Origin of the sequence: Neobacillus sp. D3-1R, from assembly GCF_052180215.1 — a bacterium.
GTDB lineage: Bacteria > Bacillota > Bacilli > Bacillales > Cytobacillaceae > Pseudoneobacillus.
In genome coordinates, this window is record NZ_CP197471.1 from 2,644,155 (window position 1) to 2,670,654 (window position 26,500).

Sequence of the window (26,500 nt, forward strand, 5' to 3'; positions counted from 1 at the left end):
ACCTTGCAACTTTGCAAGGTCTTTAAAAGTATTATTTTGTCATAGTATCCTCAGGTTCTTTCGTAAAATCATCACTAAATTTGTCTAACATAGATGCCTGGTCAATAAGATGATTATTAAATATCTGCTTCGCAATACTTAAGAGTTCGATTATCATCGTATCCCTGAGGGAGTATGTCACTCTATTCGCTTCTTTTGTACCATAAACAATATTTTTGTTACGGAGAATACTTAATTGTTGCGATACGGCTGAGCCTTCAGAACCGATTAATGTTTGAAGTTCATTAACGTTCTTGTCACCTTCTGCTAATAATTCCAAAATTCGGATTCTCAAAGGGTGTGCAAGTGCTTTGAAGAAATCCGCTTTAAATTGTTGAAGTTCCAGATTCATGTATTCCCTCCATTTCTAGGCTTCATGTACATCTGCTAATATTGAACTCATATCCTTTCTTTCATTTACCTCTATTTTTGAAAGACTATGACATTCCTTAAATGCATAATGCTTACATCCCAAACATTTATTTTCATCTAAGTTCTTTAAGGCAAAATTAATCGCATCACCTGTATGTTCAAAAATATGCCCAGGTCCTATCTCCTTATATAATCCAGTTCTCTTCATGACCTCTTCTGGTTGCTTTTGAAGACCGGAGATGACGATGGTACCTCCTTGTTTCTTAAAATGCCGGATTAGACTAGTTAAGTTAGATTCACCTGTTGTATCCATATAGGGTACCTTACTCATTCTGAGAATCAACGTTTTAGGGTGATGATTAATCGTACTCATAATGGATGTTTCAAAGAATTGAGCTACACCAAAAAATATGGCTCCTTCAATAGTATAAATACTGATTTGAGGACAATCGTGTCCTTGATTCACCATATTTGGTCTTACTTTCATATTTTTATCATTTGGATCTGGTAAAACCTTTGCAACAGTAAGAATTTTACTCATTCTTAAGACAAAAAGAACAGCCGCTAAAACTAAACCTACTTCAACAGCTAATGTTAAATTTGTAAATACTGTGAGTATAAAGGTTATAGAAAGAATAATAGAATCACTTGTCTTAGTCGAAAGGACATGAAGAAATTCCTTCCTTTCACTCATATTCCAGGCAACAACCATTAAAATAGGAGCCATGCTAGCCAATGGAATATTCGATGCATAAGGAGCTAAGACCATTAACACCATCAGAACCACTATACCATGAATAACACCTGATATCGGTGATGTGGCTCCATTTTTTATATTGGTTGCGGTCCTTGCAATTGCACCTGTTGCTGGAATTCCCCCAAACAAGGGAGTAATCATATTAGCTATACCTTGCCCAACTAATTCTCGATTACTATTATGTTTATTTCCAGTCATTCCATCTGCTACAACAGCAGATAGTAAAGATTCAATCGCTCCCAATATAGCTATAACAAATGCCGGGCGAAGTAATTGTTTGATTTGTTCAAAGCTTACTTCTGGCAAGTGTAAGCTAGGTAATTCGCTTTTAATAGCCCCATAGGTAGAACCGATAGTCGCCACTTTCTCCGGAAAAAAAACAGTTGCCACCAAACTAGAAATAATTAGTCCAATTAGTGGTCCTGGTACTTTTGGAAATATTTTAGGAGTTAACAAAATAAGAATAAAGCAAGTTAGCGCTACGATCAAACTGTAAAGATTAATTGAATGGATATGCAACCCTATTTCTTTCATATTTGAAATAAAATCTTCATGCTTCTTAATTCCTTCTAATCCAAGAAAACTGGCTATTTGCCCTGTGAAAATGATAACAGCAATTCCAGCTGTAAAGCCGGTTGTTACAGGTCTAGGAATAAATTTGATAAGAACTCCTAATCTAAATAGTCCCATTAAAAATAGCATGACTCCAGCCAAAAACCCTGCTATTAATAAATTTTCATATCCATAGGTCATAACAACTCCCAAAAGCACTGGAACAAACGCACCAGTAGGGCCACCTATTTGGAATTTTGATCCACCAAATAATGAAATGAGTATACCTGCAATAATGGTAGTATAAATCCCATACTCTGGTTTTACCCCAGATGCTATGGCAAATGCCATACCTAGAGGTATTGCAATGACCCCTACGATTAATCCCGAAAACAAATCCTTTTGAAATTTTTGTAATGAGTAATGAATGAATCTTTCTGACTGATACTTTCTCACGTATGACCCTTCTTTTCTATATTTGTATATTTGAATTTTTGAATATACAAATTATAAGAAATATCATGATTTATGTCTAGTGGAAAAATATATTTTTTAATTTAATAATTGTAAAAATGAAAATTTCCATAAAAAAGACACTAACAATTGTTAGTATCTTTTATTTATCTATCTTTTCATAGTAAGAAAGTGAAGAAACCATACCGCATGATTTTGTTCATCTGCTGATGCTCTTTTAAAGGTTTCTTTAATATACGAATCACTTGTGTTTTCAGCAATGTCTAAATAAAAGTCAACTGTTTCCTGCTCATCAACAAATGCGAAATGTAACCCATTTACATAAACATTCGGGCACCCCTCTTTTAACTGAGGTGCAGCATCTTTGCCGGTTAGCATTTTGTAAATCGTTGAGAACTGTCTAAGATGACGCTTCTCATCTTTTCGAATTTCCATTATTCTTCTTCTTTCCATATCTGTTGGTGCCATCTGAACGAGTTGAGAATAGCATTGTACAGCTGTAAATTCTCCATTTATTGCTTTTTCCAAGTCATTGATTAACTTGTTAGTTTGTCTATAAGCTATAGTGTACGGGTCATACATCCTTTCCACACCTCCTACTCATCAATCATCTATATATTATGTTGATAAAAGTAATGGGTGCTTCTAGCAATTTATAGCGTTTCATTTTGGTGTAAAGATTTTTTGTGTATAATAACTATATAAAAATGTTTGCAAGAAAGGAATAAATGATGAATCTAACATTACATTCAATCGAAAAACTAGAGGATCCGTTTGGTATTTTATCTGGTGACCGTTATGAAATTTTCTTTAACTTAGAAGTACCTGAGGATGATGAACTTTTTCATGAAAATGGATTATTACTGAAAGCAGTATATGTAGTAGATGAAAACGGCTCACGAGTTTCTCATTATCATATCTATGAAAAAGATACAAATAAATATATTGATATGGGCCTCGAGGATGAAGAAGAAGCTTTAGTTAAAGAAATGTGTGACAAAGAAGTTCAAAATTTTTAAAGAATGGGACGATGATTTCGTCCTTTTTTTATTTGTATAAAAAGAATAATGAAACCTTTTTAGTACCTAAACGTAAATTATTGTGATACAAGATTGGAGGTACCAAGATGGGTATAGAACCAATGGGGATGTTCTCTTTTTTTTCTGCGATTTTTCCGATATTTTTCCTCTTCGTTTTTGGTTTCATTATTTTTCAAATTTTTAAGGGCGTAAAGCAATGGAATTATAATAATCAACAACCAGTATTAACAGTAAATGCTAAACTGGTTTCAAAGCGGACTCATGTAAGTAGACATGCACACAATCATGATAATCATGTACATCATCACTCAAGTACGAGTTATTTTTTAACATTTGAATTTGATAGTGGCGATCGTTTGGAATTAAAGGTTAGCGATCATGATTATGGACAATATATTGAAGGAGATTTTGGGAACCTAACCTTTCAAGGAACACGTTATTTAAAGTTTGAAAGATGGAAGGGATAACCCATCTTACTACTAATTTATAAGATGAAAACAGCTCAATCCACAATAGGATGAGCTGTTTTTTGAATTTATTTAAAGGTTTCAACATAAAAAGAAAGTAATTCATCTATCATTTCGTTTAAATTAAAAAACTTAAAGCCTAAACCAGTTGCCTTATCTGTATTGATTTCAAAGCTGCCGGGCATTGCATATGGTGAGGCATTTTCTTTTGTTAGTTCTTTTTCAACACAAGCTGTTTTTCCAGTTAATCCCTCTATCTTTTTTATGATCTCTTCTAATGAAATGCTACCCTTAGAACCAGGATTAATGGGCCCTGTAAAGGTAGAATAAGCTATGTCAAATAAAAATTTTGCCGCTTCGTTTGCATCGATAAAACTATATCGTTCTTTTATATTCGGAATGCCGATAGGTTCATCCTTTAACACTTTGTCTACATGAAATTTTAATCTTTCCGTATAATCATCCTTACTCACAACAATTGGAAAACGAACCGCTACTACCTCAATATCAGATTGTGCAAAAAGCACAGCCTCAGCAGCTCTTTTTGCCTCTTGATATCCGACAATCCCTGGGTATTGACTTCTAGTTTTCATTTCAAATTGAAAATGATAAGGATTAAAATCTTCCTCGCTATGATTTAGACCAAAATCATAAACGGCTTGTGACGATGTAAAAATATATCGATTAACTCTTCCTTCTAAAGCTTGTAAAGTATCCGCAACCTCTTTTGGTGAATAGCAGGTTTGATCAAATACAACGTCCCAAGTCTGATTGGCAAAAGCCTTTTCTTGAGAAGGAAGACTTTCACGGTCAATGATAACTCTATTCACCTTTTCACCAAAATCATCTTTTTCCCTTCCTCTGGTAGCTATCGTTACTTCTATTCCATTTTGGATTAAAAGGTGGACTAGTTTTTTCCCGAAATACTTCGTTCCACCCAATACTAATGCCTTTTTCATTGATATTCCCCTTTTTTAAAGTCTACTATTTTCCAACTATAATAGATTCGAGATAGTTATTAAAAATTCCTCTTATCATGGTTATTTCCCTGCATGAAATCATCCACAGCCTCTATGACTGTGGATGATCCTACCCTAGCTTATTTGAAGAAATATTTTCATAAAGTCGTCTCTAAACTTATCAAGGTCGATGACCAAACCTATCCAGTCCTTCTTCTCTTCTGGTGCCTCTTCTGGTTTTGGACGGAAATCTGCAATCGTCTTTCCTCTTGATCTTCCAAAAAGCTCTACTCGAACTTGTCTTGGTACATATTGTACTGCTCCTGGATTAGTTAATGCGAACAGTGGAACTACATCATGTAAAGGTGCTCCTTGAATGCCAGGTACTAAATCTTGATAAGCTTTAAAATAGTAATCAAAAGCAGGCTTAATTAATTCTTTAAAGGGGGATTGACTATTCTTTGCCAAGTAATCAATATCTTTCGGCTTAATAATTGCTTTATTAGTTATATTAAGTGGATGTAAAAAGACATTATGGGCTTTTTCTATGACGGAATCTGCTGCTATTGGATCAGCGTAGAAATTTGCTTCGGCTTCGGCTGTCACATTTCCAGGTACTAAAAAAGCCCCTCCCATAATATAGAAGGCCATAATATCCTTTAAAGCATCTCTACCATATATAATAAAAGGTAACGCTAATTCAGTTTGTCTTCCAACAGCCACAATAACTAAATTATCTTTATATTGATTGACAATTTCAATTATTTTATCAATATCGTACACTTTTAGCCCTTTAAAATCTGGGGGTGGTTGAATAGGTCCTAAACCTTCTGTACCATGAATTTCAGGATAGAATTTACTTAATTCTCCTGATAAGGGGCCCGCTACTCCCGCAATGATCGGTATATCTTCTCTACCAGCTAATTTTAATAAATATGCTGTATTATTGACAGACTGCTCTTTTGTAATATTTCCATATCCACTTACAACCCCGACGACATTTAATTTCGGATTAAGCAAAGCGTACATTAATGCTAAAGAATCATCGACACCAGAATCAACAAACATTAAAATGTTATACTTATTGTTATCCATGACCTCAACTCCTCAGGTATATTTCTTCATTACACTTTATATTAGGAATCAATTATTAATGATATTAAATCATTTCACATTACGTGAAAGGATATTGAACAGCCTGAAGCGTACGTTCTAATTCCTCAAGATAGTTGCTTCTTGTATGACGATCCCACTGAAGATAGTTAGTCATAATATCCATTACGGCCATTTTATTTTTCCTTACACTTACCGTATCGAATAATAATTCTCCTGTTCTTCGAAAGAAAAAATCATTAGGATTTACAATCATTTCAAAATGGATAGCATAAAGCAGTTTTAACACTACTAAACGGGCTATGTTATACTCTTTGGAAAGTATATCTGCCTCAGGTATCAGTTTAAACACACTCGAGGAGTTTGACCCGTAAATTTCAGCTAACTCTCTTCCTTCTTCTTCAGTCAATCCGAAGTTTTTTCCTAGAAGAGCTTGTTTTTTAATAAATTCATCTAGATTAACAGATCCTCCAAAATCCCCTCCAGAAATCGGTAAATCTTTAGTGGAACATAATTTAAACGTTAATCCGCTCTGCTTTTTAAACTTATCTGCTAACAAGTCAACAACCGTTTCTGCCATTTTCCGATATCCTGTAAGCTTTCCGCCTGCTATGGTTAATAATCCTGATTTGGATTCCCATATTTCATCCTTTCTAGAAATTTCCGAAGGTTTTTTCCCTTCTTCAAAAATCAAGGGTCGAACTCCTGCCCAACTGGATTCCACATCCTTCTCTGTTATATGGATGTTAGGAAACATATATTGGATGGCATTAAGAATATAGGTGCAGTCACTTAGCTGAGTGGCGGGAGAGATGGGATCATCATCATAAAAAGTATCAGTTGTTCCTATATAAGTTTTTGTACTTCTCGGAATAGCAAAAACCATCCTCCCATCTGGAGTATCAAAATACACAGCCTGCTTTAATGGAAAAAGTGTTTGATCTACGACAATATGAACACCTTTACTAAGTCTTAAAAATTTCCCTTGTTTAGATTGATCAAATTCACGAATAGAATCAACCCACGGACCTGCAGCATTAACCACATATTTTGCACGAATTTCAAAGAGTTCATCTGAAAGTTTATCTTTTACAAATGCTCCTCTTACTTTACCGTTTTCATATTTAAGTGACTGAACCTTTGTATAATTCACTGTTAATGCCCCATGAGTAAAAGCTGCCTTCGTTACCTCTATGGTTAGTCTGGCATCGTCTGTACGATATTCCACATAATATCCAGCCCCTTTGAGGCCATTCCTTTTTATTAATGGTTCTTTTTGTATCGTCTCTTCAGGACTTAACATTTTTCTCCTTTCCTTCTTTTTTACACCAGCTAAAAAATCATATATTCTTAATCCAGCTGAGGTGCTAAACATGCCGAAGGTACCACCTTTATGGATGGGTAAAAGCATCCATTCCGGTTTTGTCACATGTGGACCATTTTCATAAACGATGGTTCTTTCTTTTCCTACTTCCGCAACCATTTTTACCTCAAATTGCTTTAAGTAACGTAATCCGCCATGAACAAGTTTGGTAGAACGACTTGATGTACCGGCTGAAAAATCCTGCATTTCAACCAATCCGACTTTCATCCCTCTGGAAGCAGCATCTAATGTAATCCCAGCACCTGTTATTCCACCGCCAATAACCAATACATCTAAATCAGTTTCTTTAAGACGAGAAATAATTTCTTTACGTGAAAAATAGGAGAAGTTCATATTAAACAACCTCCAAATACGAATAAGAAAAACCACAAAGTCAGTATCGGTCTACGATAATGTCTTTGTGGTTCACATTTCATTTTGATTTAAATAACTTATAGAATTTTATTCATCTCAAAAAAGAAATATTCGCAATTTATTAACTATTTAAAGAACATAGCTGCATTTACTGCTTTTTTCCAGCCGTTATATAAATGATTTCTTTCTTTTTCAGCCATTTTTGGACTAAATGACTTCTCCATTAGCCACTGTTTCGATATTTCCTCTTGGTCCTTCCAATATCCAACAGCTAAGCCAGCCAAATAGGCTGCACCTAGGGCAGTTGTTTCATTGATGAATGGTCTTTCGACGGGAACATTTAATAGGTCTGCCTGAAATCCCATCAGGAAATTATTTTTAACAGCTCCTCCATCCACACGTAATGTCTTTAATTGAATACCTGAATCCGCTTCCATAGCAGACAATACATCCTTGGTTTGATAAGCAAGTGATTCAAGTGTTGCACGAACAAAATGCTCCTTTGATGTTCCTCGCGTTAAACCAAAAACAGCCCCTCTTACATCACTATCCCAATAAGGTGTTCCTAAACCAACAAATGCCGGGACTACATAAACACCCTCGGTCGACTCAATTCTATTCGCATACATTTCACTATCTTTAGCATTTTTAAGCATTCTCAGTCCATCACGAAGCCATTGAATGGCGGAACCAGCCACAAAAATACTTCCTTCCAGAGCATATTCCACTTTACCGTTTAATCCCCAGGCTATTGTAGTGAGTAAGCCATTTTGGGAAGATACTCCTTTTTCACCAGTGTTCATCAACATAAAACAACCGGTGCCATACGTATTTTTCGCCATTCCTTTTTCAAAGCAAGCTTGACCGAATAATGCCGCTTGCTGGTCTCCAGCAACCCCACTTATTGGAACCTTCTTTCCAAAGAAATGCTCTTCTAGCGTATGGCCATAAATCTCTGATGAAGGACGAACCTCTGGCAACATATTTTTAGGAATGCTCAATACTTCTAATAATTCTTCATCCCATTTTAAATCATAAATGTTAAACATTAAGGTTCTTGATGCATTTGAATAATCCGTCACATGCACCCTGCCACCTGAAAGCTTCCATATTAACCAGGTATCAATGGTACCGAATAATAATTTCCCTTGTTCAGCCTTTTCTCGAGCACCTTCTACATGATCTAAAATCCATTTTACCTTTGTACCTGAAAAATAAGCATCAATTAATAATCCCGTTTTTTCCCTAAACAACTCATTGTAACCATTCGATTTCAATTCATCACAAATGCCACTTGTTTGCCGTGACTGCCAAACGATAGCATTATAGATGGGCTGCGATGTTTCTTTGTCCCATACTACCGTTGTTTCACGTTGATTGGTAATACCAATTCCAGCAATTTGTTCCGGCTTTGTCCCTGATTCAGATAAACAAGACGCGATAACAGAAAGAATAGAACCCCAAATTTCGTTTGCATTATGTTCCACCCAACCAGGCTTAGGAAAAATTTGCGAAAATTCCTTTTGAGCAGTATGCACAATCTTTCCTTCACGATTAAATAATATAGCTCTTGAACTTGTCGTACCTTGATCCAAAGATAAAATATAGGTTTCCATAACATCCCTCTCTTCTCCTACTCTTTGTAAAAGGCTCTTTTCTGAAACTTTGTTGCTTTTGTAACTAATAAATAGGCATTTCGCCATTCAGAATGTTAAACTCATATGAAAATAAAGAAAAGAGCTGATCACTTATTAAGAGAGCCCTGTAAAAATCCGGATTTGGGGATTTTTACCAAAACCACAATCTATACGAAAACAGCTTTGTAAAAAAAGGATACCATATGACTTTGTCTTATTTATATAAAATTGATTCTATTGTATTCATAAAAAACCGATTTCCTAATGGAAATCGGTTTTTTATGAATGAATTATGCTTGCTTCTTCGTTTTTGGTACGGCGGCTTTCTTTCTTGTTCTAGGAGCTGCTGGTTTTGTGACAGTTGCAGCTGGAGATGGAGCTTCTGCTTTGGCTGCTGATTCTTTCGGTGCCACTGGTTTGGCAGCAACATTTTTAGAAGCTGCTGTTATTGGTGAAACAGTTGCAGGAGTACCTGCTGGTTTATTTGTACGTGGTTTCGTTCGATCAATGGAAGCCTGTAAAGCAGCCATTAAATCAGTCACATTGGATGCAGGAACTTTTTCTGTCGCCGTTACCGTTTCCTGACCAGTTCGTTTAGATTCGATTAATTCAAGTAGGGCCGTACGGTATTCGTCTGTATATTTGGTTGGATCGAATTCAGATGTTAATTGATCAATCAACATAATGGCAGTATCTAACTCTTTTTGGGTTACTTTATCCTCAGCTGGCACATTAGGTACATCTACTACCTTACGAACCTCGTCAGGATAATGAATGGTTTCCATAACCAACGTATTTTCATATACACGAATTACAGCTAGTTGTTCCTTAGAGCGAATATTTATTTTGGCAAGCCCCACCTTCGCTGACTCTTGTAAAGCTTTCCTTAAAAGAGAATATGCTTTACCTCCACCTTCATTTGGCGACATATAATAACTTTTGCTAAAATAGATTGGGTCAATCTCTGTTATATTGACAAAATCAATAATCTCTACTGCTTTTTCTTCATTTTCTTTCCGTAATTTTTCTAATTCCTCATCATCTAAAACAACATATCTGCCTTTTGTATATTCATATGCCTTTACGATATCTTCTGGCTTTACTTCCACATCGCATGTTGTACAAATCTTTTCATATTTAATCGGAGTGTGGCACTCTTTATGAAGAGTCCGTAATTTAATGTCTTTGTCTTCTGTTGCAGCATGCAGCTTGATTGGTATATTAACAAGACCGAAACTGATACTGCCCTTCCACATTGTATGCATATATATCCCATCCTTTATTAATAATGTCCGCCAATTGGATGAGATAATTCCTAAAAAAGTTTGGTAAGCGAGTAAATCTTACGCAAAGAGCCAAAATAAAATACAAACAAAATGGAAGGAAAGAAAACCATGAAACCAATGCTGCCAACTTTACAATTTGACCCTCCAAAAGGGAATGATTGGTTTTATGAATGTAAATATGACGGTTTTCGTTGTTTTTGTACGATAAAGGAAAATGAAATCATCTTAATGAGTCGAAATGAAAAAACATTAATCCCTCAATTTCCAGAAATAACGGACTTTGTCCAAAGTATTCAAAATCGTTTAACTCCCTTTTTACCGATTGTACTAGATGGTGAAATGGTCATTTTAGAAAATGAATACAAATCAGATTTTGGTGCCCTTCAAATAAGGGGAAGAATGCGCTCAGAGCATAGAATTACCGAGGAGGCATCCAAGAGACCGGCCAAATATTTAGCCTTTGACCTTATAACAGTAAAGGGAAAATCCTTATCAGGAAAAAAATACACGGAAAGAAAAGAGTTACTAGAAAAACTTTTTTCTAGCTTACTGCTCCCTCTTCACCCCGCTACTGAAAAGGAAGAATTGATACAAATGATCCCAAATTATAAAAATCTTGTTGAGTTATGGGAACATATCGAGCTTTCTGATGGAGAAGGGATTGTTGCTAAACAGGAAAACAGCCTATGGGAAGAAGGAAAAAGAAGTCCTTTTTGGATCAAATATAAAAATTGGAAGATGGTTTCATGTTTTGTGACAGCCTTTGATAAAGAAAACGGCTATTTTCATGTGGCAGTTTACAAAAAGGAGGAAATTTTCCCCATTGGCTTAGTTTTATTTGGATTTAAACCTGAGGAAAAAAAGGCTCTTGCACAAATTGTTCGTCAAAATCAAAATGATGAAGATGCAAAATATATTTATGTTCCACCTGGTATTTGTTTAGAAATTAAATACCTTGAAATGTACGAGGGTCAATTGCGCGAACCACATTTTCATCAATTTCGTTTTGATTTAACACCTGAGGATTGTACCTATGAAAGTTTTTACTTTCAACAAAAAAACTTTCCAATAGAAGTTACCATCACTCATCCTGATAAGCCGGTTTGGAAAGATCCATTAATTAATAAAATGGAATATTTATTTTATTTAAGGGAAATTTCTCCCTATATGCTACCTTTTTTAAAGGATCATCTATTAACGGTTATTCGTTATCCACATGGTCTATACGGTGAACCCTTTTATCAAAAAAATTGTCCAGATTATGCTCCTTCATTTATTAAGACTTTTCAAACGGAAGATATTAATTACATTCTATGTAATGATTTAAAAACACTCGTATGGTTAGGTAATCAATTAGCCATAGAATTTCATATTCCTTTTCAGACCATTCAAAGTAAAGGCCCAAGCGAAATTGTTTTTGATCTTGATCCACCTTCAAGAGAAGACTTTCCATTAGCCAAAAAAGCAGCTTCTTATATTAAAGACATCCTAGATCAACTTAATCTAATTGGATTCATCAAAACTTCAGGCAGTAAGGGCCTTCAAGTTCATATCCCTTTACCCAATGATTTGTACAGTTATGAGGATACACGTTTGTTTACTGAATTTGTTGCAAATTTTCTAGTATCAAAAGAACCAGACCTTTTTACCATTGAAAGAATGAAAAAGAATCGAGGCACTCGCTTATATGTGGATTATGTTCAGCATGCTGAAGGAAAAACAATTATTGCCCCATATTCTGCTAGAGGAAGGGAAGAAGCAACGATTTCCACTCCATTATTTTGGGACGAAGTAGATGAAAGCCTCCATATTGAGCAGTTTACTCTTCATATAATCATGGAACGTATAAAAAAACATGGCTGTCCGTTTCAAAATTACTTTAAAGTAAAAGAAGAACAAGCCTTTGAACCTGTTCTTCAATTCTTAAAAAATAATCAATAAAAAAGCTTAAAGAGATATACTCTCTATAAGCTTTTTTGTTGTTCTAAATATTTTTTTGCATATTGTTGTAATTTTTTATAGTTTTCATTCTCATCATCAAATATTTCTTTTTGAACAAAGGAAAAAGAATTTAAATCTCCTCCTATTGCTAATGTTGCTTTAAACACGTTCGTTGCATTTCCGATTAAGTCGATTTGATAGGAATTTTCTGTTTGATGGGCAACACAATTGACCATTCCGCCATCATTGTAAACGTGTATCTTTTCACCAAGATCATTTAAATTTAATAAACAGGTCACCAAACTAGATGCTGACATGGCTGTTCCACAGGCATTTGTAAATCCAACACCTCGCTCAAAGGTCCGAACATAAATATGTCCCTTTTCAATGGACTTCACAAAACTAACATTTACACCCTCAGGAAACCATTCATTCGGTCCATTCACATACTCACTTAAGCTTTTTTGGTTATCAATCTGTTTATCTAAATCATCCACCACTGTAATCAGATGAGGGTTAGGCACCGCAACCGCTGTAAAAATCAAGTCCGGTGATAGCTGGTCGATTTTTTCATTTATAAGCGTATTTTTAGGTAGTACTAATGGCAAATCGGCCAATTGAAACGATACAGGAGAAATCTCCACTTGGTAAGTTGGAACGTTTGGAATAATATCTTCTTGCTTTTTCACATGAAGATTAGCTTTCATCGTCTCAATAATAGCCTCTTCTATTCCTAATAATTCACATACATACCTTGCCACACAACGTAAACCATTTCCGCACATGGAAGCTTCAGACCCATCGGAATTAAAGACGCGCATTCTGCCTTGTGCTTTTTCACTTTTCATTGTGTAGAGAATTCCATCTGCTCCGACCCCAGTTTCACGGTCACAGAGAAGAATCGCTAATTTTCTTCTTTGCTCTTCAGTAAAATGATACTCATGTGTTATTTCATCCAATAATATAAAGTCATTATTAGAGCCATGAACCTTTAAAATTTCAATTTGCAAAGCAAATAACCTCCAACAACAATTAATAATACCTTTAGATTGACATACTTTTAACGATTTATCAAACTAAAAATTATATAAAAAAACCTGTCTACTCTTTAGACAGGTTTGGATGCTTCTAGGCTCAGTACTTCTTTTGACCATGAAGTTGATTCATTAAATAACTGATAGGCAACTTCCTCTGATAATCCCAATTGCTCACAATGTACAGTGACTTCAGACCAGTTACCTTTTTCAATGGAAATAGATAAGTCCAACACTTGTTTTAATCGATTCTCTTTTCCGCTTAAGGCCTCGCTAATACGGTCATCTAGAGGTAGGTCTTTTAAAATCTCTTCCATTGGCATACCTAATAAAGCATCCATTAAAGAAAACATACCTGTAATGAAAAAATCAGGTGCAGCACCAGTCTGATTAAGGTGCATAGCCACTTTCTCTGACATTTTTGCTCTAGTTAAACAAAGACCAATAATTTCCTCTGGAATTGCTTTTTTTGATTTAGAAGAGTCTCTTACTGCCAATACATAAATCCATTTTTGGATCTCTATTAATCCTAAGAGCATTATGGCTTGCCTGATTGAATTGATCTTTTGCCTTGGTCTAAAAGCAGGTGAGTTAATCAATCTTAGAAGTTTATATGATAGTGATAAATCATGTTCAATTAACTGTGCAATATTTTCAATATTTGGGTCAGTTTCAGTTAAAGATTGGATAACCCGAAAATATGAATGAAAATAGGTTGGAATATCATATGTAGATACGATAAAAGGTTTAGCAAAAAAGTAGCCTTGAAAGTAATGATAGCCTGCCCTTTTCGCTTCATTAAAGACTTCATGTGTTTCCACTTTTTCCGCCAATAGCTGTTTGTTTAATGTTTTTGCAACCGTTTCTATGTTTCTCCTCATTTGTGAAGAAGAATTTAGGAAATCTACTTTTATGATATCAACTAAGGCAAGCAATTCAAATGCTAGTTCATTTTCTTCCTGAAAAACATAATCATCTAGAGCTATTTTATAACCTAACCCTTTTAAATCTTTACATACTTCAATAATTTCTTTAGTAGGTTCAACAGTCTCTAATATTTCCACAATAATATCTCTTGGTCGAAAATAAGTAGGAAGCTTCATTAAAAGCAGCTTTTCCGTAAAATTAATAAAACACGGTTTTCCATTCGATAGCTCATCGATACCAATATTTAAAAAACTATTTATGATAACCTCAGCGGTTGCTTCTTCACCATTAATATTGGGAAAATAATTGTTTTGGTTATTTCGATAAAGAAGTTCATATGCAAAAACCTCTTCTCTATCTGTAAAAATTGGTTGCCTGGCTACAAATACTTCCATTAATCCATCCCCTTGCAACGACACTTTGAAAATGATAGGTCCTTTTTACTATTCAATCCAATAATATGTTAATTAATTTGCAAAGTTTGGCGAAATTTGTAGATAACTTACATTTTTTTCAAAAAAAAAACTCAAAATTGGTGTCTTTTTTGTAAAATTAGGTTAAAAAATACCTTTTTACTAATAGCGCCATATATAAAAGCCTTTCTTTTTCATTTAAAACAGAGGATACACTCAACACAGGAGTATTGGGGTTTCCGAATATTTCTTGAGAATCCAATGACATCAAACCCTTTTTTAATTGAAACACTGGCTGATTATTTTCATTTAGAATTTTATCATCCAAAAAAATAGATTCACTGTTTACGGTTCCAATTTTCTTTCCAGATAAAAGCTCAAATATACCATGATTGATTTTACGCTGCGGATAAGAAAAATGGCCAATATAGCCCGTATTTTGTTGAATAACCTCTATACTTCCTGCATTATAGTAAAAAGAAGCTAAATGTATTCCTTGGTAATTAACTAATAAAAATTCTTTTGGCAATCCCCAGTTAAAATATTTCCTCTTACCTTTTATTATTTTCCCTAATAGTTTACCTGAAGGGGAAAAAAGTAATAACTCGAAATCCTCTTTAGAAAAATAGAGGTATACTTGTGATGAAGATAGTATATTTTTTCCTCCTATATTCTTTTTGGTTATTTTCTTTGAGGTATACATAGATTTTTTATAATATAATAGATAATTTTGAAACAGGAAAAGGCTATAAACGAGAAATGGAGCCACCAGGAACATGATCTGTTTTTCAGAGTATATCAATATATACAGAATAAATAAACTCGCTGGTATTTGAACAATAATACTAGAGTTAAGGAAAAGATGAGCCTGTTTAAGCTGTATTTTAGAAATATCCATAGTTCTCTCCTTAAATTGATCGATGTTCTATTCTATTAATTTTTTGTTGTTTTCATGATAAAAGAATGAAAAAAATTAATAGAATAAAAGAAATGATTCCAAAAGAAAAAGAGCAACATAAAGCTGCTCTTACTTTTGAATCCATATTTTCAAGTCATCATATGAATTTTTCGCATCCATATATCCTTGTTCAAATAATTGAGATAACTTTTTGGGATCTCTCTCCATTCGTCCTACCTTTAAAGGCTGTTGTGGCCGAAGGATAAATACATTGTCTTTTTTCTGTTGTTCTATGATATATTGCAAAGTTTCATTATATATCTGATAACGATTTTTCATTGCTGCTACTAAGCCTGGATAGTGTGCATATCTTCTATTTACAAAATAATGGAATCTAGATGGACTTTTACGATAATCTTCATTTCTAGTTAAAATCACGACATTCTTTTTGTAACCGTCTTTTTCCGCCTTTTGGATAGGAATCGGATCACTTATTCCTCCATCTAACAAAACTTTATTATCATATTCAATTTCTGGAGCTACAAATGGCAAAGAGCTTGATGCTTTTAAAATAGGGAGAACATTTTTTCCATATTGCGATTTTGTAAAATATACAGGTTCTCCTGAATGGCAATCAGTCGTTCCAATGACAAACTCACTTGGATTATTAAAAAATGCTGAATAGTCAAAGGGTACTATACGGTTTGGGATTTCATCAAAAATAAAATCCATACCAAAAAGCTGGCGATGTTTAAAATAGTTTTGCCAAGAAAGGTATCGCGGGTCAGAAATAAAATCAATATTTACTTTTCTATTCCTACCTTTTTGCTTAGAAAGATAGGATGCAGCATTGCATGCACCTGCAGAAACTCCAATGACATATGGGAAGTTTACATCCTTTTCGAGAAAATATTCCATTACACCTGCAGAGTAAACACCACGCATGCCTCCGCCTTCAAGAACTAATCCAACCTGATTCATTGGGACACCTTCTTTAATAACGTTTGTAACAATGAATTATAACCTTACCATGTTGGAATCTCAACGTTTTTGCTTTTACTCAGCTAACTCTTTTTTACGAAAAATCATTGTACTTAAGAAAATAAGGAAAAGAATTAGTAGGATCGTTAAAATCACCGTTTCCATTGTATGTTCAGGTAGACTTTGTTTTCCTAGAACTCCTCCAGCATAATTAATTAATTGAGCTGGACTCCATGATAACCACTTAGAAAATAAACTAGTAATCGTGTTTAATAGAATAATGGTTGCCAGTGAAATAAACCCTACTAACCCAGTCGTCTTTAAAAAAGTATTATAAAATATGGTTATCGTTACCACTAAAGTAAGCCAACATCCATAAATCAAAAATGAAAGAAGAAAATCGGTAAATGAAATCGTTTTAAATAATATGCCTACATAATACCAGGCTGCCAACAAGCCGATAAAATAAGATAGCCACATTATTAGAAGGGTTGCAAGCCATTTTGCCGTTACAAATGAGAAATAGGACACAGGCTTAACCAATATCATGGCCGCAACACCACTTTTCCGTTCGCCTGTTATTGTCGCCATAGATGCTAAAACGAGGATTAAAACTCCAAGCATATTATATTGAGATAAACTCATTGTAAGCACTTCTTCTGCTGATGGGGTAGGAAGTTGTATCACAGCCCCTTCAGGTAAATCACCTACTGAATCTAAGATTTGCGGGAGAAAATGTTGGGTTAACGGATCCATAATGCCAAGCATAATAAAAGAAATGGGCATCCAAATCCATTTAAAATTCCGCCAAGATTCAAGCATTTCTTTTTGGAGTAAAATAAAAAATTGTCTCATTTCTGTACTACCTCCATAAACAGATCTTCGAGTGTTAATTTACTATTTTCAAATCTTGTTAATGGCCAGTTTTGTACAGAAGCTTCATGAAAGATAGCCTTTTTTGCTTCTTCTAAATTCGTCGTTGTAATACTAGCTCGATTACCATCTAAATCCCACGAAGTGATAAACTTGTTTTCAGATAATGGCAGAAGGTATGGCTCAGGCATTTCTTTAAACTCAAGATCGATCTTAGACTTTTGATGCCTCTTCTTTAATTCGGCAAGCGTTCCGGATTCCACAATTAATCCTTTATGGAGAAAAAGAATTTCATCACAAACCTCTTCCGCATCGTTCAAAATATGAGTAGAAAATAAAATGGTCATTTTTGTTTTTAACTTTTCTAATAACTCTATGACTTCTCTTCTCCCAAATGGATCTAAGGCTGATACTGGTTCATCAAGCATTAATAATTGAGGGTTATGAATGACCGCTTGGGCAATCCCCAATCTTTGCTTCATCCCACCTGAATACTTACCAACTTTTCTATTTTTCGCATCGCTAATTCCTACTAACTCTAACAATTCTAAGCTTCGAATTTGGGCTTCTTTATTAGATAAGCCGCCCAACTTTCCGACATACTCTAAAAATTCTCGTCCTGTCATCCATTCATAAAAAACAGGATACTGTGGTAAGTACCCTATGTACTGTCGTATATCTTTGCCTAAATTTTTATTCTGAAATTGGATGGATCCCGAAGAAGGCTTCATTAATCCGGAAAGCATACGAAGAGTCGTTGTCTTCCCTGCTCCATTTGGTCCTAATAACGCAATGCATTTCCCTTCTTTAAGACTGAAATCTAATCCTTTGATAATCTCTAAACCTTGAAAACTTTTTCTTAATCCATTGACACTTATAATGGACATTACTGATTTCTCCTCCCAATCACAAAATAGAGAATGGGACCAATGATGTTTACGAATAGGATGATGATTACCCAAAGCCATTTTGGTCCATTTGTTTTTTCAATCCTTACTAAGTCAATAATTGCTACAAGTAATAAAATAAATTGGATAATAAAGATTGGAGCTAACAGTGCCCAATTCACATTTAATAATTCTTCCATTTTTGTTCCCCCAGATATTCGTCTTTAATGTTCTACAAATATGTGACGTTTGAACTATATAAATCGTTCACTCTATAAAAATATTTTTCAAAAAGGCTTCGTAAACATTGTTGCTATTTAAGAAGTTGTTGACTTCCACTCCAGGTTGCTCGCTTTCCGCGGGGCGGGCGGTGAGCCTCCTCAGTGCTAAAGCACCTGCGGGGTCTCACCTGTCCCGCTGCTCCCGCAGGAGTCTCGCACCTTCCGTTCCAGTCAACGATTCGTTTTGAAATCCATTTCAAAACAACAACATTTTAGAAAAGTCCACAAAAAAATCCCCTCAGTTTAGAGGAGAATTTTTTTTGTGGACTTATTTAATTAAACGAAATACTAATGGAATACGATATTCTTTGCCTTCGTAGGCTTTGATGGCTGCGATGATGGTGAAGACGAATGAAGCGATTCCTATAATCCAGATTGTGACGAAGCCAATTAATATAATCATTAAAATGACACTGATAACGGAGTATACTGAGTAAGAAATAATAAAATTCAAATATTCTTTTCCATGATAGTCAATAAATTCTGAGTCATTTTTCTTTAATAACCAAATGATTAACGGTCCTATAAATGCTGTAAAAAAACTAATCACATATATGGCGGCAGCTAATAATCTTTCATCATTACTTGGCATTTTATCCCTCTCCTTACAAATAATCCTTACTTTTTACTATACCATTATTACGAATGAAAGAAATATAAGTTTCATTTTTTATCTTTAGCTTTTGATATTGGACAAAATTGTTCTTGTTTACACCTTTATGAATACATATTTTAGTAGACAGGTTGTCTTAGAACATGCATAGAGGTGATCAAACATGATGTCAAAACTAGAAGCTTTTATTTTAGGGCTTATACAAGGTCTTACGGAATTCATTCCTATTTCAAGTACAGGTCATTTATTTTTAGGTCGTGCTTTGTTTGGGTTAAAGGAGGCTGGCCTATTTCTTGATACAATGCTACATATTGGTACTTTAATTGCTGTACTTGTGATTTATAAGGATGAACTATTAACTATTATTAAAAAGCCATTTGGTAAGCTAAGTATGTTATTAGTAGTGGGTACCATTCCTGCTGTTATTGTCGGCCTTCTTTTTAGTTCTTTATTTGATTCCATTTCAAAAACTGGAATAACGCTTGGATGGGAGTTTCTTTTTACTGGATTTATCCTATGGATGGCTGAGTCTGTAAAAAAAGGCAGAAAAAGAATGGAAGACCTTGGATATTTTGATGCCTTTTTTATTGGCAGCTTTCAAGCTCTAGCGATATTTCCCGCCGTTTCAAGGTCTGGCTTAACCATTGCAGCAGGTTTATTTCGAAAACTCGATCGAGAAACAGCCGCTTATTTTTCATTTTTATTATCAATTCCGGCAATAGCGGGTGGTATCGTCCTAGAATTTGGTGATATACTTAGTGGGAATGTAGAAGCTGTTTCTTTTGGGAGTTTGATGGTTGCAACCATTTCTTCAGCCCTATTCGGTTATTTAGCAGTAGTATGGATGATTCGCTTTCTTAAACAGAAATCACTTAAACTATTTGCATATTATGTATGGGCACTTGGTTTCATTGTACTCGCGTTACAGTTTCTTGAAATACTATAGAAACATTACATACGGAGGGAAAGATATTGCACGATTTTGTAAATACAATCTTTGATTACTTATCCCAATTAGGTTATTTTGGGATCCTTCTTGGCTTAATGGTTGAAGTCATTCCAAGTGAGATTGTCCTAAGCTATGGCGGCTTTTTAATATATCAAGGACAAATTAACTTTTTTGGCGCATTAGTAGCTGGGATTATTGGTGGTACAATAGCACAACTTTTCCTTTATTGGATTGGATTATATGGAGGTAGGCCATTTCTCGATCGTTACGGAAAATATTTATTTATCCATTCAAAACATCTTGATTCAGCAGAAAAATGGTTTAATCAATATGGAACTGGAGTTATTTTCACAGCAAGATTTATCCCTGTTGTTCGACATGCGATTTCGATTCCAGCAGGTATTTCAAAAATGCCTTTATCTACCTTTGTTCTATATACATTAGCTGCTATGATTCCGTGGACTATTTTGTTTTTACTATTAGGAATGCAACTCGGTCAACATTGGGATAAAATTGAGGAATATGCAAAACCATTTATGCTTCCTATCATCTTGATTGCTTTATTAGCAGGAGTTATCTATATCATCATTGCCAAACGAAAACACGCAAAAAAAGCCTAAAGCACCGGAAAATCCGGTGTTTTTTTTGTAAAAAGATAAGTGTAATTTTTGAAAAAATAATGCATCATATCATAACAATTGTTAAAATAATAAATTATATTCTTAAAATTATCATTGAGAAAGGTATTTTTATGACCAAAACACTTTTAAAAAATGCGAAGATTTATCCGATTACATCTACTGTCATTGAAAATGGCGATGTTCTCATTGTGAATGGGAAAATTGCTAACATTGGACAACAGCTGCAAGCTGACCATGAGACTCATGTTATCGAATGTCAGAATCAATATTTGTTGCCAGGGTTTATTGATGTTCATACCCACTTAGGTTTGTATGATGAAGGAACAGGATGGGCTGGTAATGATGCCAATGAAACGATTGAAGCGATTAGCCCTCATATCCGTGCTATGGATGGTGTCTACCCTTTAGATCCTGCTTTTGGAGATGCGATTAAATATGGCATTACCACAGCTCATATCATGCCTGGAAGTGCGAACGTTATTGGAGGGACAACCTCTGTAATCAAAACAGCAGGCAGAAATATCAAAAAGATGATTATTCAAGAAACAGCAGGACTTAAAATTGCCCTTGGTGAGAATCCAAAACGGATTCATAGTCATGGGAATAACGAATCCATTACAAGAATGGGAATCATGGGAATGCTTCGTGAGGCATTTTATGGAGCATTAAATGCTGATAACCCAGACTCACTAAGAATTGCTCCCATTATTAAGGCAATAAAAAGAGAAATTCCTGTAAGAATTCATGCTCATCGTGCAGATGATATCATGACGGCTGTGCGTTTCGCTGAGGAGTTTAACTTAGATTTAAGAATTGAACACTGTACGGAGGGACATCTCGTTGCCGATGAGTTATCAGGATTGGGCTTAAAAGTTTCTGTTGGACCAACATTAACCAGAAGATCAAAAGTAGAGTTAAAAAATAAAACCTGGCGCACGTATCAGGAGCTTACTCGACATGGTGTAGAGGTTTCCATTACAACGGATCATCCTTATACACCTATACAGTACTTAAACGTGTGTGCAGCAATTGCTGTCAGGGAAGGGCTTTCAGAAGAGAAAGCATTAGAAGGAATTACGATTTTACCTGCTAAAAATTTACGAATTGCCGATCAGCTTGGCAGTATTGAAATTGGAAAAGAAGCAGATTTAGTCCTGTGGTCTCATCATCCTTTTCATTTTCTTGCAAAAACAAAATGGACCATGATGGGCGGCGAAATCGTCTATGAAGCACTTTAAAATTCTTGTAAAAATTTGACGTAAAAAATATATCATTTACCTATTTTCTTTTACAATTTTTTTTAGTATTATACGTAAAGTGAGTTGTTTTTCAAAGATAATAAACAATTAAATGACTAGGGAAGGCAAATGGTGCGCCACCAGTAATACTGGTTCTAGTGGGTTCGATTCCCACCCCGAAATTTTTTAGCAACATACAAAAAATTTCGAGGGTGGGGCTTCTCTTTTGCATGGGATAAGTCTGGACTGCCCGCGGTTTGGAGGGATAAACATGCTCAAGAAACGTGATCTTTTTGAATGCCACGAACTTTATGACTTAGTGTCGCACCCAGAGGTCTTCCCTTTCGTGCGTCATAAAGCAAACTCCTATGAAGAGTTCCTTTTTATGACGAAGCAAACCATTGAAGCTGAAGAACGTGGAGAATTAATTTCTCGTACAATTCTTGACGAATGGGGCACTCCGATTGGCACGATTAACTTGTTTGATATGGAAGACAATGCAGGCTTTTTAGGTACTTGGCTCGGTAAACCTTATCACGGAAAAGGTTACAATAACCTTGCCAAAGATGCTTTTTTCCAAGAACTATTTTATGAACTCGGAATTGACACGATATTTATGCGAATCCGCAAAATTAATGTTCGTTCTATTAAAGCAGCAGAGAAATTGCCTTATGTTGTCAAAGCAAATGAAACAAGAAAATCGCTTTATGAACAATTGAATGCCCAAGGTGATATTTACGATTTATATGAAATCTCGAAAGATCAGTATACATTACATGTATTACGTAATGGATTACCGCAAACGGATCAAACTCAATTACTAGAAGCTTAAAAGATAGTGGATCCTCATCAACAGGATCCACTTTTTTACTTTTTAGTCTATTACGCTTTGTTCCATTGATTCTTCTGACTCATTTATTCCCATTTGAAGCATAAAATCTTCTACTTCTTCATTTGTTAAAGTTTCAAACCGACCGTCGTGAAAATAAACCTGTGTTTGGTTTGGATTAATTCGATTTAACCGAAAATTCATCTTCCTACCCCCCTGTCTTTTTATTTTTATTTTCCACTATTCTCTTTGTTTTCATTCCTCTTTATCAAATTGTTCATAAAATTGAAAAACTACTCTCCTATTTGAGAGTAGTTTTTATCGTTAATATTTTTATCTATTATTTATCTACTGTTGAATATTGAACATATAAATTACGGATGACATACGTTTTATATAGTTCCATTTTTTTATGTTCCACTGGATGTTTGGAAATCCCTAATTTTTTTAACTCCTGTACATACCAACCCTTTGATCCTGGATATGCCATCTTCATTTCCCCCTTTTGATTGCTTGTCCATACACTTTATGCAATCAATAGGAAAATAATGACTTAACAATGAAAAAAAGCGCAAGTGCCTCGAACAGCCCCGACAAGCAAATGTTCTGTAGAGTAAGAAGTCTGCACTTTGACTTCTTACTCTACAGGTTATTTGACCTCGAGGGGCTAGGCGCTGAAGCTGGATTACGAAAAACTTTTTCAAAAGTTATCCAATTTAAAATTAATATTTTTCTTAACAAAGAAAAAAAGCTGGCCATTTTTGCCAGCTTTCCTTTAGGGTTGATTATCCAGTTAAAATATCTTCATCCGGATATTTAAAAGGCGGTTTCTGTGGTTTGGCCATTAAAAAAGCTAACGTCAATGGTCCTAATTTCCCTACAAACATCACAACAATGATGACAAGTTTTCCAAGCAGGCTTAAAGAAGGTGTAATTCCCATTGTTAAGCCTACTGTGCCAAAAGCAGAAACCACCTCAAATAAAAGAGTCAAGAAAGGTAAAGTTTCAATTATATTTAATACAAATAAGGAAGCAACAACTGTAACCACACTCGTCATGGCAATGGCTAATACTTTTGCAATATAACTGGACGGAATATTTTTTCGAAATAATCTAATATCATACCTTCCCTTAATAAATGAAATGGTGGAAAGGCAAATAACCATAAATGTAGTTAGCTTTATTCCGCCTCCTGTTGAGGCACTCCCAGCCCCAATAAACATTAAGATGATGATTAAAAATATCGTTGATTCGTGAAGGCTGCCAATATCTAATGTATTAAACCCTGCAGTCCTTGGGGACACAGCTTGAAAATAGGAAGTCCACAGCTTATCGAAAAGGGAAAGATTTCCGATCGTTTTAGGATTAGAATATTCCAATACAAACACGAAAAACATGGATAAAACGTTAATAATGAGTGTCCCTACAATCATCATTTTACTGTGAAGGCTCAGCTTTGAAAATGTTCCCTTGTCTTTTAAATCGGCAAGAACTGTAAAACCTAATCCACCTAATATAAAGAGAGAACTGATGACTATATTAATGACTGGATCTCCGGCATACTGCATTAAATTATCTGGCCATAAGGCAAATCCGGCATTGTTAAACGCTGAAACGGAGTGAAATAAACTATAAAATAAACCCTTTTTCCATCCGAACTCAGGAATCCATCTTAATGCCAACAATATCATTGCAATAAGCTCAATCGTTAAAGAAAAGAAGAAAAGATTCCTAACGAGTTTAATAACCCCACCTATATTAATTTGGTTTAATGCCTGCTGCATTACTAATCTTTGTTTAATACCTATTTTCTTCCCAAGCATGATGAAAATTAAAACCGCAAATGACATGATTCCCAAACCGCCAAGTTGAATTAATATCATAATGACGATTTGACCAAATAAAGTAAAGGTTGAACCTGGGTCAACTGTTGCCAAGCCAGTCACTGTCATAGCTGAGACGGAAATAAAGGAAGCATCAATCCATCGAATAGGATGTGTAGTTGAAATAGGTAACTTTAATAACAGTGTACCTATACTGATAAAAAAAAGAAAAATAAAGGTCAGCAGCTGAGAAGGTGTAAGATTAATCGTTCTATTTTTCATAATTCCCCTCTTAAAAAGTTATTTAAAAATCTTTCCTAAAACATCCTTTGCTCCGGTGACCGGAATGACAGATCCGGTTATAAAACTGGATTTTTCCTCTACCAAAAACGAGATAACCCTAGAAATATCTTCCCCTGTACCGGGACGCCCAACAGGGTTTTCTTCAACTTTTACATCCTTACTATCATCGATAGTCTTTTCTTTCCATTGAGCCACGATATCACCCGGACAAACCATATTGACCGTAATACCATAGGGCGCTTCTTCTAAAGCCAACGTTTTCGTTAAAGACGCTAAGCCGGATTTAGCAGCCGCAAAAGCTGACCGATAAATCCAACCAGGTGCTGTGTCAACTCGATCAAACCCAATCATAATTAATCTCCCCCAATGATTCTTTCGCATAAGGGGAATAAAATGTTTCGATAAGTAAAAAACCGCATTTAAATTACCATTAATTAAGTATTCCCATTCCTCTTCCGTATAGTTAATCGTTTCTTTACGTTCATATATATATGGCCCTGCATTATGAATGACCACATCTATGAGAGTAAATTCCTTTAAGGATTTTTTAACGATACGCAAGCAATCTTCTTTTACTGAAACATCTCCTTGTACACATATATTCTTAGTGCCAAATTGATTTAAAGATTTCACTAATCTTTCAGCTTCTTCTTTACTGTTTCTATAATTTAGGACGATATTATACCCCTGTTGACCCAAATCCAATGCTATTCTTTTTCCAATACCTGTTGCACCGCCAGTAATTAATGCTGTTTTTTGCATCACTAACAAAACCTCACTATTTTTCATGTATGTCAATATTTTAATAAGTCTTTAGTAAGATAGATAATTCCTCTTTATCAAATATTCATACGAACACTTGGGCGAATAAAAGCATATGATGAGATAGTAAAATGGCTCAACTTTGAAAGGATGTCTAAAATGTTTCCATGGAATTTATTCCCTTTTAATAAAAAATTTAATAATCCAATGGGCCAATTCGATCAAAATGATATCGAAAAGTATGTAAAAGATATGATGAATCAGATGATGCCAACTCAAATGCAAGATATGTTTGGATCACAAGATTGGATGAAAGATTGGATGAGACCTAAAACGAAACCGGAAGACCCTCCATCTGAACAAAAAAATGAGGGGAATCTATCCTATTCTGTCTTTGAAACCCATCATCATGTCTATATCCGTATCCACATTAAAGAAGACACTTGGCTTTCTAAAATGAAATTGTACCATACTTCTAATCAATTAATCATTGAACATATTCCAAGTGAAGAGGATAAACAAACGATCGTTTTACCAGCCATTGTTCGAAAAAAAGGAACAAGCGCCAACTATAAAGAAGGTATTTTAGAAATCAAATTACAAAAGAATATTGATATGCAATTTTCAGAAATTGAAGTAACTGAAAATTGATTTTTTAAAACATGTAGTCTTG

The 26,500-nt window shown here is 34.9% G+C and carries 28 protein-coding genes; 8 read left to right on the forward strand and 20 right to left on the reverse strand.

Translation table 11 applies throughout. The annotated features are described in order from the left end of the window. Positions 1 to 31: 31 nt before the first annotated feature. The 3 genes from ACSBPO_RS13530 to ACSBPO_RS13540 all read right to left on the reverse strand — a co-directional run bounded on the left by ACSBPO_RS13530 (position 32) and on the right by ACSBPO_RS13540 (position 2,776). Complete coding sequence (locus tag ACSBPO_RS13530) at positions 32 to 391, reverse strand: ArsR/SmtB family transcription factor (protein ID WP_442594101.1); 360 nt, start codon at positions 389 to 391, stop codon at positions 32 to 34. A 15-nt stretch (positions 392 to 406) separates the two neighbouring features. After that, positions 407 to 2,176, reverse strand: coding sequence for a SulP family inorganic anion transporter (locus ACSBPO_RS13535; RefSeq protein WP_442594103.1), 1,770 nt, complete (start codon positions 2,174 to 2,176; stop codon positions 407 to 409). Positions 2,177 to 2,344: 168 nt separating this feature from the next. Then, complete coding sequence (locus ACSBPO_RS13540; protein WP_442594105.1) at positions 2,345 to 2,776, reverse strand: ferritin-like domain-containing protein; 432 nt, start codon at positions 2,774 to 2,776, stop codon at positions 2,345 to 2,347. A gap of 149 nt (positions 2,777 to 2,925) precedes the next feature. Between ACSBPO_RS13540 and ACSBPO_RS13545 the strand changes: the two genes are divergently transcribed. Next, positions 2,926 to 3,213 (forward strand): DUF6509 family protein, encoded by a 288-nt coding sequence (locus ACSBPO_RS13545; protein ID WP_442594107.1) that lies wholly within the window; start codon positions 2,926 to 2,928, stop codon positions 3,211 to 3,213. A gap of 107 nt (positions 3,214 to 3,320) precedes the next feature. After that, positions 3,321 to 3,701 (forward strand): DUF2500 domain-containing protein, encoded by a 381-nt coding sequence (locus ACSBPO_RS13550; protein ID WP_442594109.1) that lies wholly within the window; start codon positions 3,321 to 3,323, stop codon positions 3,699 to 3,701. Between the two features lie 68 nt (positions 3,702 to 3,769). Here ACSBPO_RS13550 and ACSBPO_RS13555 read toward each other — a convergent pair whose 3' ends face one another. The 5 genes from ACSBPO_RS13555 to ku form a co-directional block, all read right to left on the reverse strand. Next, positions 3,770 to 4,660 (reverse strand): NAD-dependent epimerase/dehydratase family protein, encoded by an 891-nt coding sequence (locus tag ACSBPO_RS13555; RefSeq protein WP_442594111.1) that lies wholly within the window; start codon positions 4,658 to 4,660, stop codon positions 3,770 to 3,772. Positions 4,661 to 4,795: 135 nt separating this feature from the next. Further along, entirely contained in the window at positions 4,796 to 5,755 is a 960-nt protein-coding gene (locus ACSBPO_RS13560) for a nucleoside hydrolase (protein ID WP_442594113.1), read from the reverse strand. Between the two features lie 79 nt (positions 5,756 to 5,834). Continuing rightward, positions 5,835 to 7,490 (reverse strand): glycerol-3-phosphate dehydrogenase/oxidase, encoded by a 1,656-nt coding sequence (locus ACSBPO_RS13565; protein WP_442594115.1) that lies wholly within the window; start codon positions 7,488 to 7,490, stop codon positions 5,835 to 5,837. Positions 7,491 to 7,636: 146 nt separating this feature from the next. Continuing rightward, positions 7,637 to 9,127, reverse strand: a complete 1,491-nt coding sequence (gene glpK / locus ACSBPO_RS13570) for a glycerol kinase GlpK (protein WP_442594117.1) — start codon at positions 9,125 to 9,127, stop codon at positions 7,637 to 7,639. 311 nt (positions 9,128 to 9,438) lie between these two features. Further along, entirely contained in the window at positions 9,439 to 10,413 is a 975-nt protein-coding gene (gene ku / locus ACSBPO_RS13575; RefSeq protein ID WP_442594119.1) for a non-homologous end joining protein Ku, read from the reverse strand. Between the two features lie 129 nt (positions 10,414 to 10,542). Between ku and ACSBPO_RS13580 the strand changes: the two genes are divergently transcribed. Next, complete coding sequence (locus ACSBPO_RS13580) at positions 10,543 to 12,375, forward strand: DNA ligase D (RefSeq protein ID WP_442594121.1); 1,833 nt, start codon at positions 10,543 to 10,545, stop codon at positions 12,373 to 12,375. A gap of 23 nt (positions 12,376 to 12,398) precedes the next feature. On the opposite strand, the gene dapF is transcribed toward ACSBPO_RS13580, so the two are convergent. The 8 genes from dapF to ACSBPO_RS13620 form a co-directional block, all read right to left on the reverse strand. Further along, positions 12,399 to 13,385, reverse strand: a complete 987-nt coding sequence (gene dapF, locus ACSBPO_RS13585; RefSeq protein ID WP_442594123.1) for a diaminopimelate epimerase — start codon at positions 13,383 to 13,385, stop codon at positions 12,399 to 12,401. 98 nt (positions 13,386 to 13,483) lie between these two features. After that, positions 13,484 to 14,731, reverse strand: coding sequence for an EAL and HDOD domain-containing protein (locus ACSBPO_RS13590; RefSeq protein WP_442594125.1), 1,248 nt, complete (start codon positions 14,729 to 14,731; stop codon positions 13,484 to 13,486). A 157-nt stretch (positions 14,732 to 14,888) separates the two neighbouring features. Continuing rightward, positions 14,889 to 15,647, reverse strand: coding sequence for a hypothetical protein (locus tag ACSBPO_RS13595; protein ID WP_442594127.1), 759 nt, complete (start codon positions 15,645 to 15,647; stop codon positions 14,889 to 14,891). A gap of 129 nt (positions 15,648 to 15,776) precedes the next feature. Further along, positions 15,777 to 16,628, reverse strand: coding sequence for a patatin-like phospholipase family protein (locus ACSBPO_RS13600; protein WP_442594129.1), 852 nt, complete (start codon positions 16,626 to 16,628; stop codon positions 15,777 to 15,779). A 75-nt stretch (positions 16,629 to 16,703) separates the two neighbouring features. Continuing rightward, positions 16,704 to 17,483, reverse strand: a complete 780-nt coding sequence (locus tag ACSBPO_RS13605; RefSeq protein WP_442594131.1) for an ABC transporter permease — start codon at positions 17,481 to 17,483, stop codon at positions 16,704 to 16,706. After that, complete coding sequence (locus tag ACSBPO_RS13610) at positions 17,480 to 18,388, reverse strand: ABC transporter ATP-binding protein (protein WP_442594133.1); 909 nt, start codon at positions 18,386 to 18,388, stop codon at positions 17,480 to 17,482. Before ACSBPO_RS13610 ends, ACSBPO_RS13605 begins: the two co-directional genes overlap by 4 nt. Next, positions 18,388 to 18,588 carry a PLD nuclease N-terminal domain-containing protein gene (locus tag ACSBPO_RS13615; RefSeq protein WP_442594135.1) on the reverse strand — a complete coding sequence of 67 codons (201 nt, stop codon included), beginning with the start codon at positions 18,586 to 18,588 and terminating at the stop codon, positions 18,388 to 18,390. The genes ACSBPO_RS13610 and ACSBPO_RS13615 overlap by 1 nt, the downstream gene beginning before the upstream one ends. Before the next feature lie 349 nt (positions 18,589 to 18,937). Beyond that, positions 18,938 to 19,261 (reverse strand): DUF4870 domain-containing protein, encoded by a 324-nt coding sequence (locus tag ACSBPO_RS13620; protein ID WP_442594137.1) that lies wholly within the window; start codon positions 19,259 to 19,261, stop codon positions 18,938 to 18,940. A 187-nt stretch (positions 19,262 to 19,448) separates the two neighbouring features. Between ACSBPO_RS13620 and ACSBPO_RS13625 the strand changes: the two genes are divergently transcribed. The 4 genes from ACSBPO_RS13625 (at position 19,449) to ACSBPO_RS13640 (ending at position 22,942) form a co-directional block, all read left to right on the forward strand. After that, complete coding sequence (locus ACSBPO_RS13625; RefSeq protein WP_442600368.1) at positions 19,449 to 20,228, forward strand: undecaprenyl-diphosphate phosphatase; 780 nt, start codon at positions 19,449 to 19,451, stop codon at positions 20,226 to 20,228. 26 nt (positions 20,229 to 20,254) lie between these two features. After that, positions 20,255 to 20,851 carry a DedA family protein gene (locus tag ACSBPO_RS13630; RefSeq protein ID WP_442594139.1) on the forward strand — a complete coding sequence of 199 codons (597 nt, stop codon included), beginning with the start codon at positions 20,255 to 20,257 and terminating at the stop codon, positions 20,849 to 20,851. Between the two features lie 131 nt (positions 20,852 to 20,982). Beyond that, the gene (locus tag ACSBPO_RS13635) at positions 20,983 to 22,110 is read left to right on the forward strand and encodes an amidohydrolase (RefSeq protein ID WP_442594141.1); all 1,128 of its coding nucleotides are present in this window, start codon (positions 20,983 to 20,985) and stop codon (positions 22,108 to 22,110) included. Between the two features lie 271 nt (positions 22,111 to 22,381). Next, entirely contained in the window at positions 22,382 to 22,942 is a 561-nt protein-coding gene (locus tag ACSBPO_RS13640) for a GNAT family N-acetyltransferase (protein WP_442594143.1), read from the forward strand. A gap of 42 nt (positions 22,943 to 22,984) precedes the next feature. On the opposite strand, the gene ACSBPO_RS13645 is transcribed toward ACSBPO_RS13640, so the two are convergent. From ACSBPO_RS13645 to ACSBPO_RS13660, 4 genes are all read right to left on the reverse strand, one after another. After that, on the reverse strand, positions 22,985 to 23,143 hold the full coding sequence (locus ACSBPO_RS13645; RefSeq protein ID WP_442594145.1) for a hypothetical protein: 159 nt from the start codon (positions 23,141 to 23,143) through the stop codon (positions 22,985 to 22,987). A 136-nt stretch (positions 23,144 to 23,279) separates the two neighbouring features. Beyond that, positions 23,280 to 23,429 carry a YflJ family protein gene (locus tag ACSBPO_RS13650; protein WP_442594147.1) on the reverse strand — a complete coding sequence of 50 codons (150 nt, stop codon included), beginning with the start codon at positions 23,427 to 23,429 and terminating at the stop codon, positions 23,280 to 23,282. A gap of 295 nt (positions 23,430 to 23,724) precedes the next feature. After that, positions 23,725 to 25,044, reverse strand: coding sequence for a TrkH family potassium uptake protein (locus ACSBPO_RS13655; RefSeq protein ID WP_442594149.1), 1,320 nt, complete (start codon positions 25,042 to 25,044; stop codon positions 23,725 to 23,727). Positions 25,045 to 25,062: 18 nt separating this feature from the next. Next, complete coding sequence (locus tag ACSBPO_RS13660; protein ID WP_442594151.1) at positions 25,063 to 25,830, reverse strand: SDR family oxidoreductase; 768 nt, start codon at positions 25,828 to 25,830, stop codon at positions 25,063 to 25,065. 156 nt (positions 25,831 to 25,986) lie between these two features. Here ACSBPO_RS13660 and ACSBPO_RS13665 point away from each other — a divergent pair, with 156 nt between their 5' ends. Further along, positions 25,987 to 26,478: an Hsp20/alpha crystallin family protein gene (locus ACSBPO_RS13665; RefSeq protein ID WP_442594153.1), complete on the forward strand. Its 492-nt coding sequence runs from the start codon at positions 25,987 to 25,989 to the stop codon at positions 26,476 to 26,478. Positions 26,479 to 26,500: the final 22 nt, after the last annotated feature.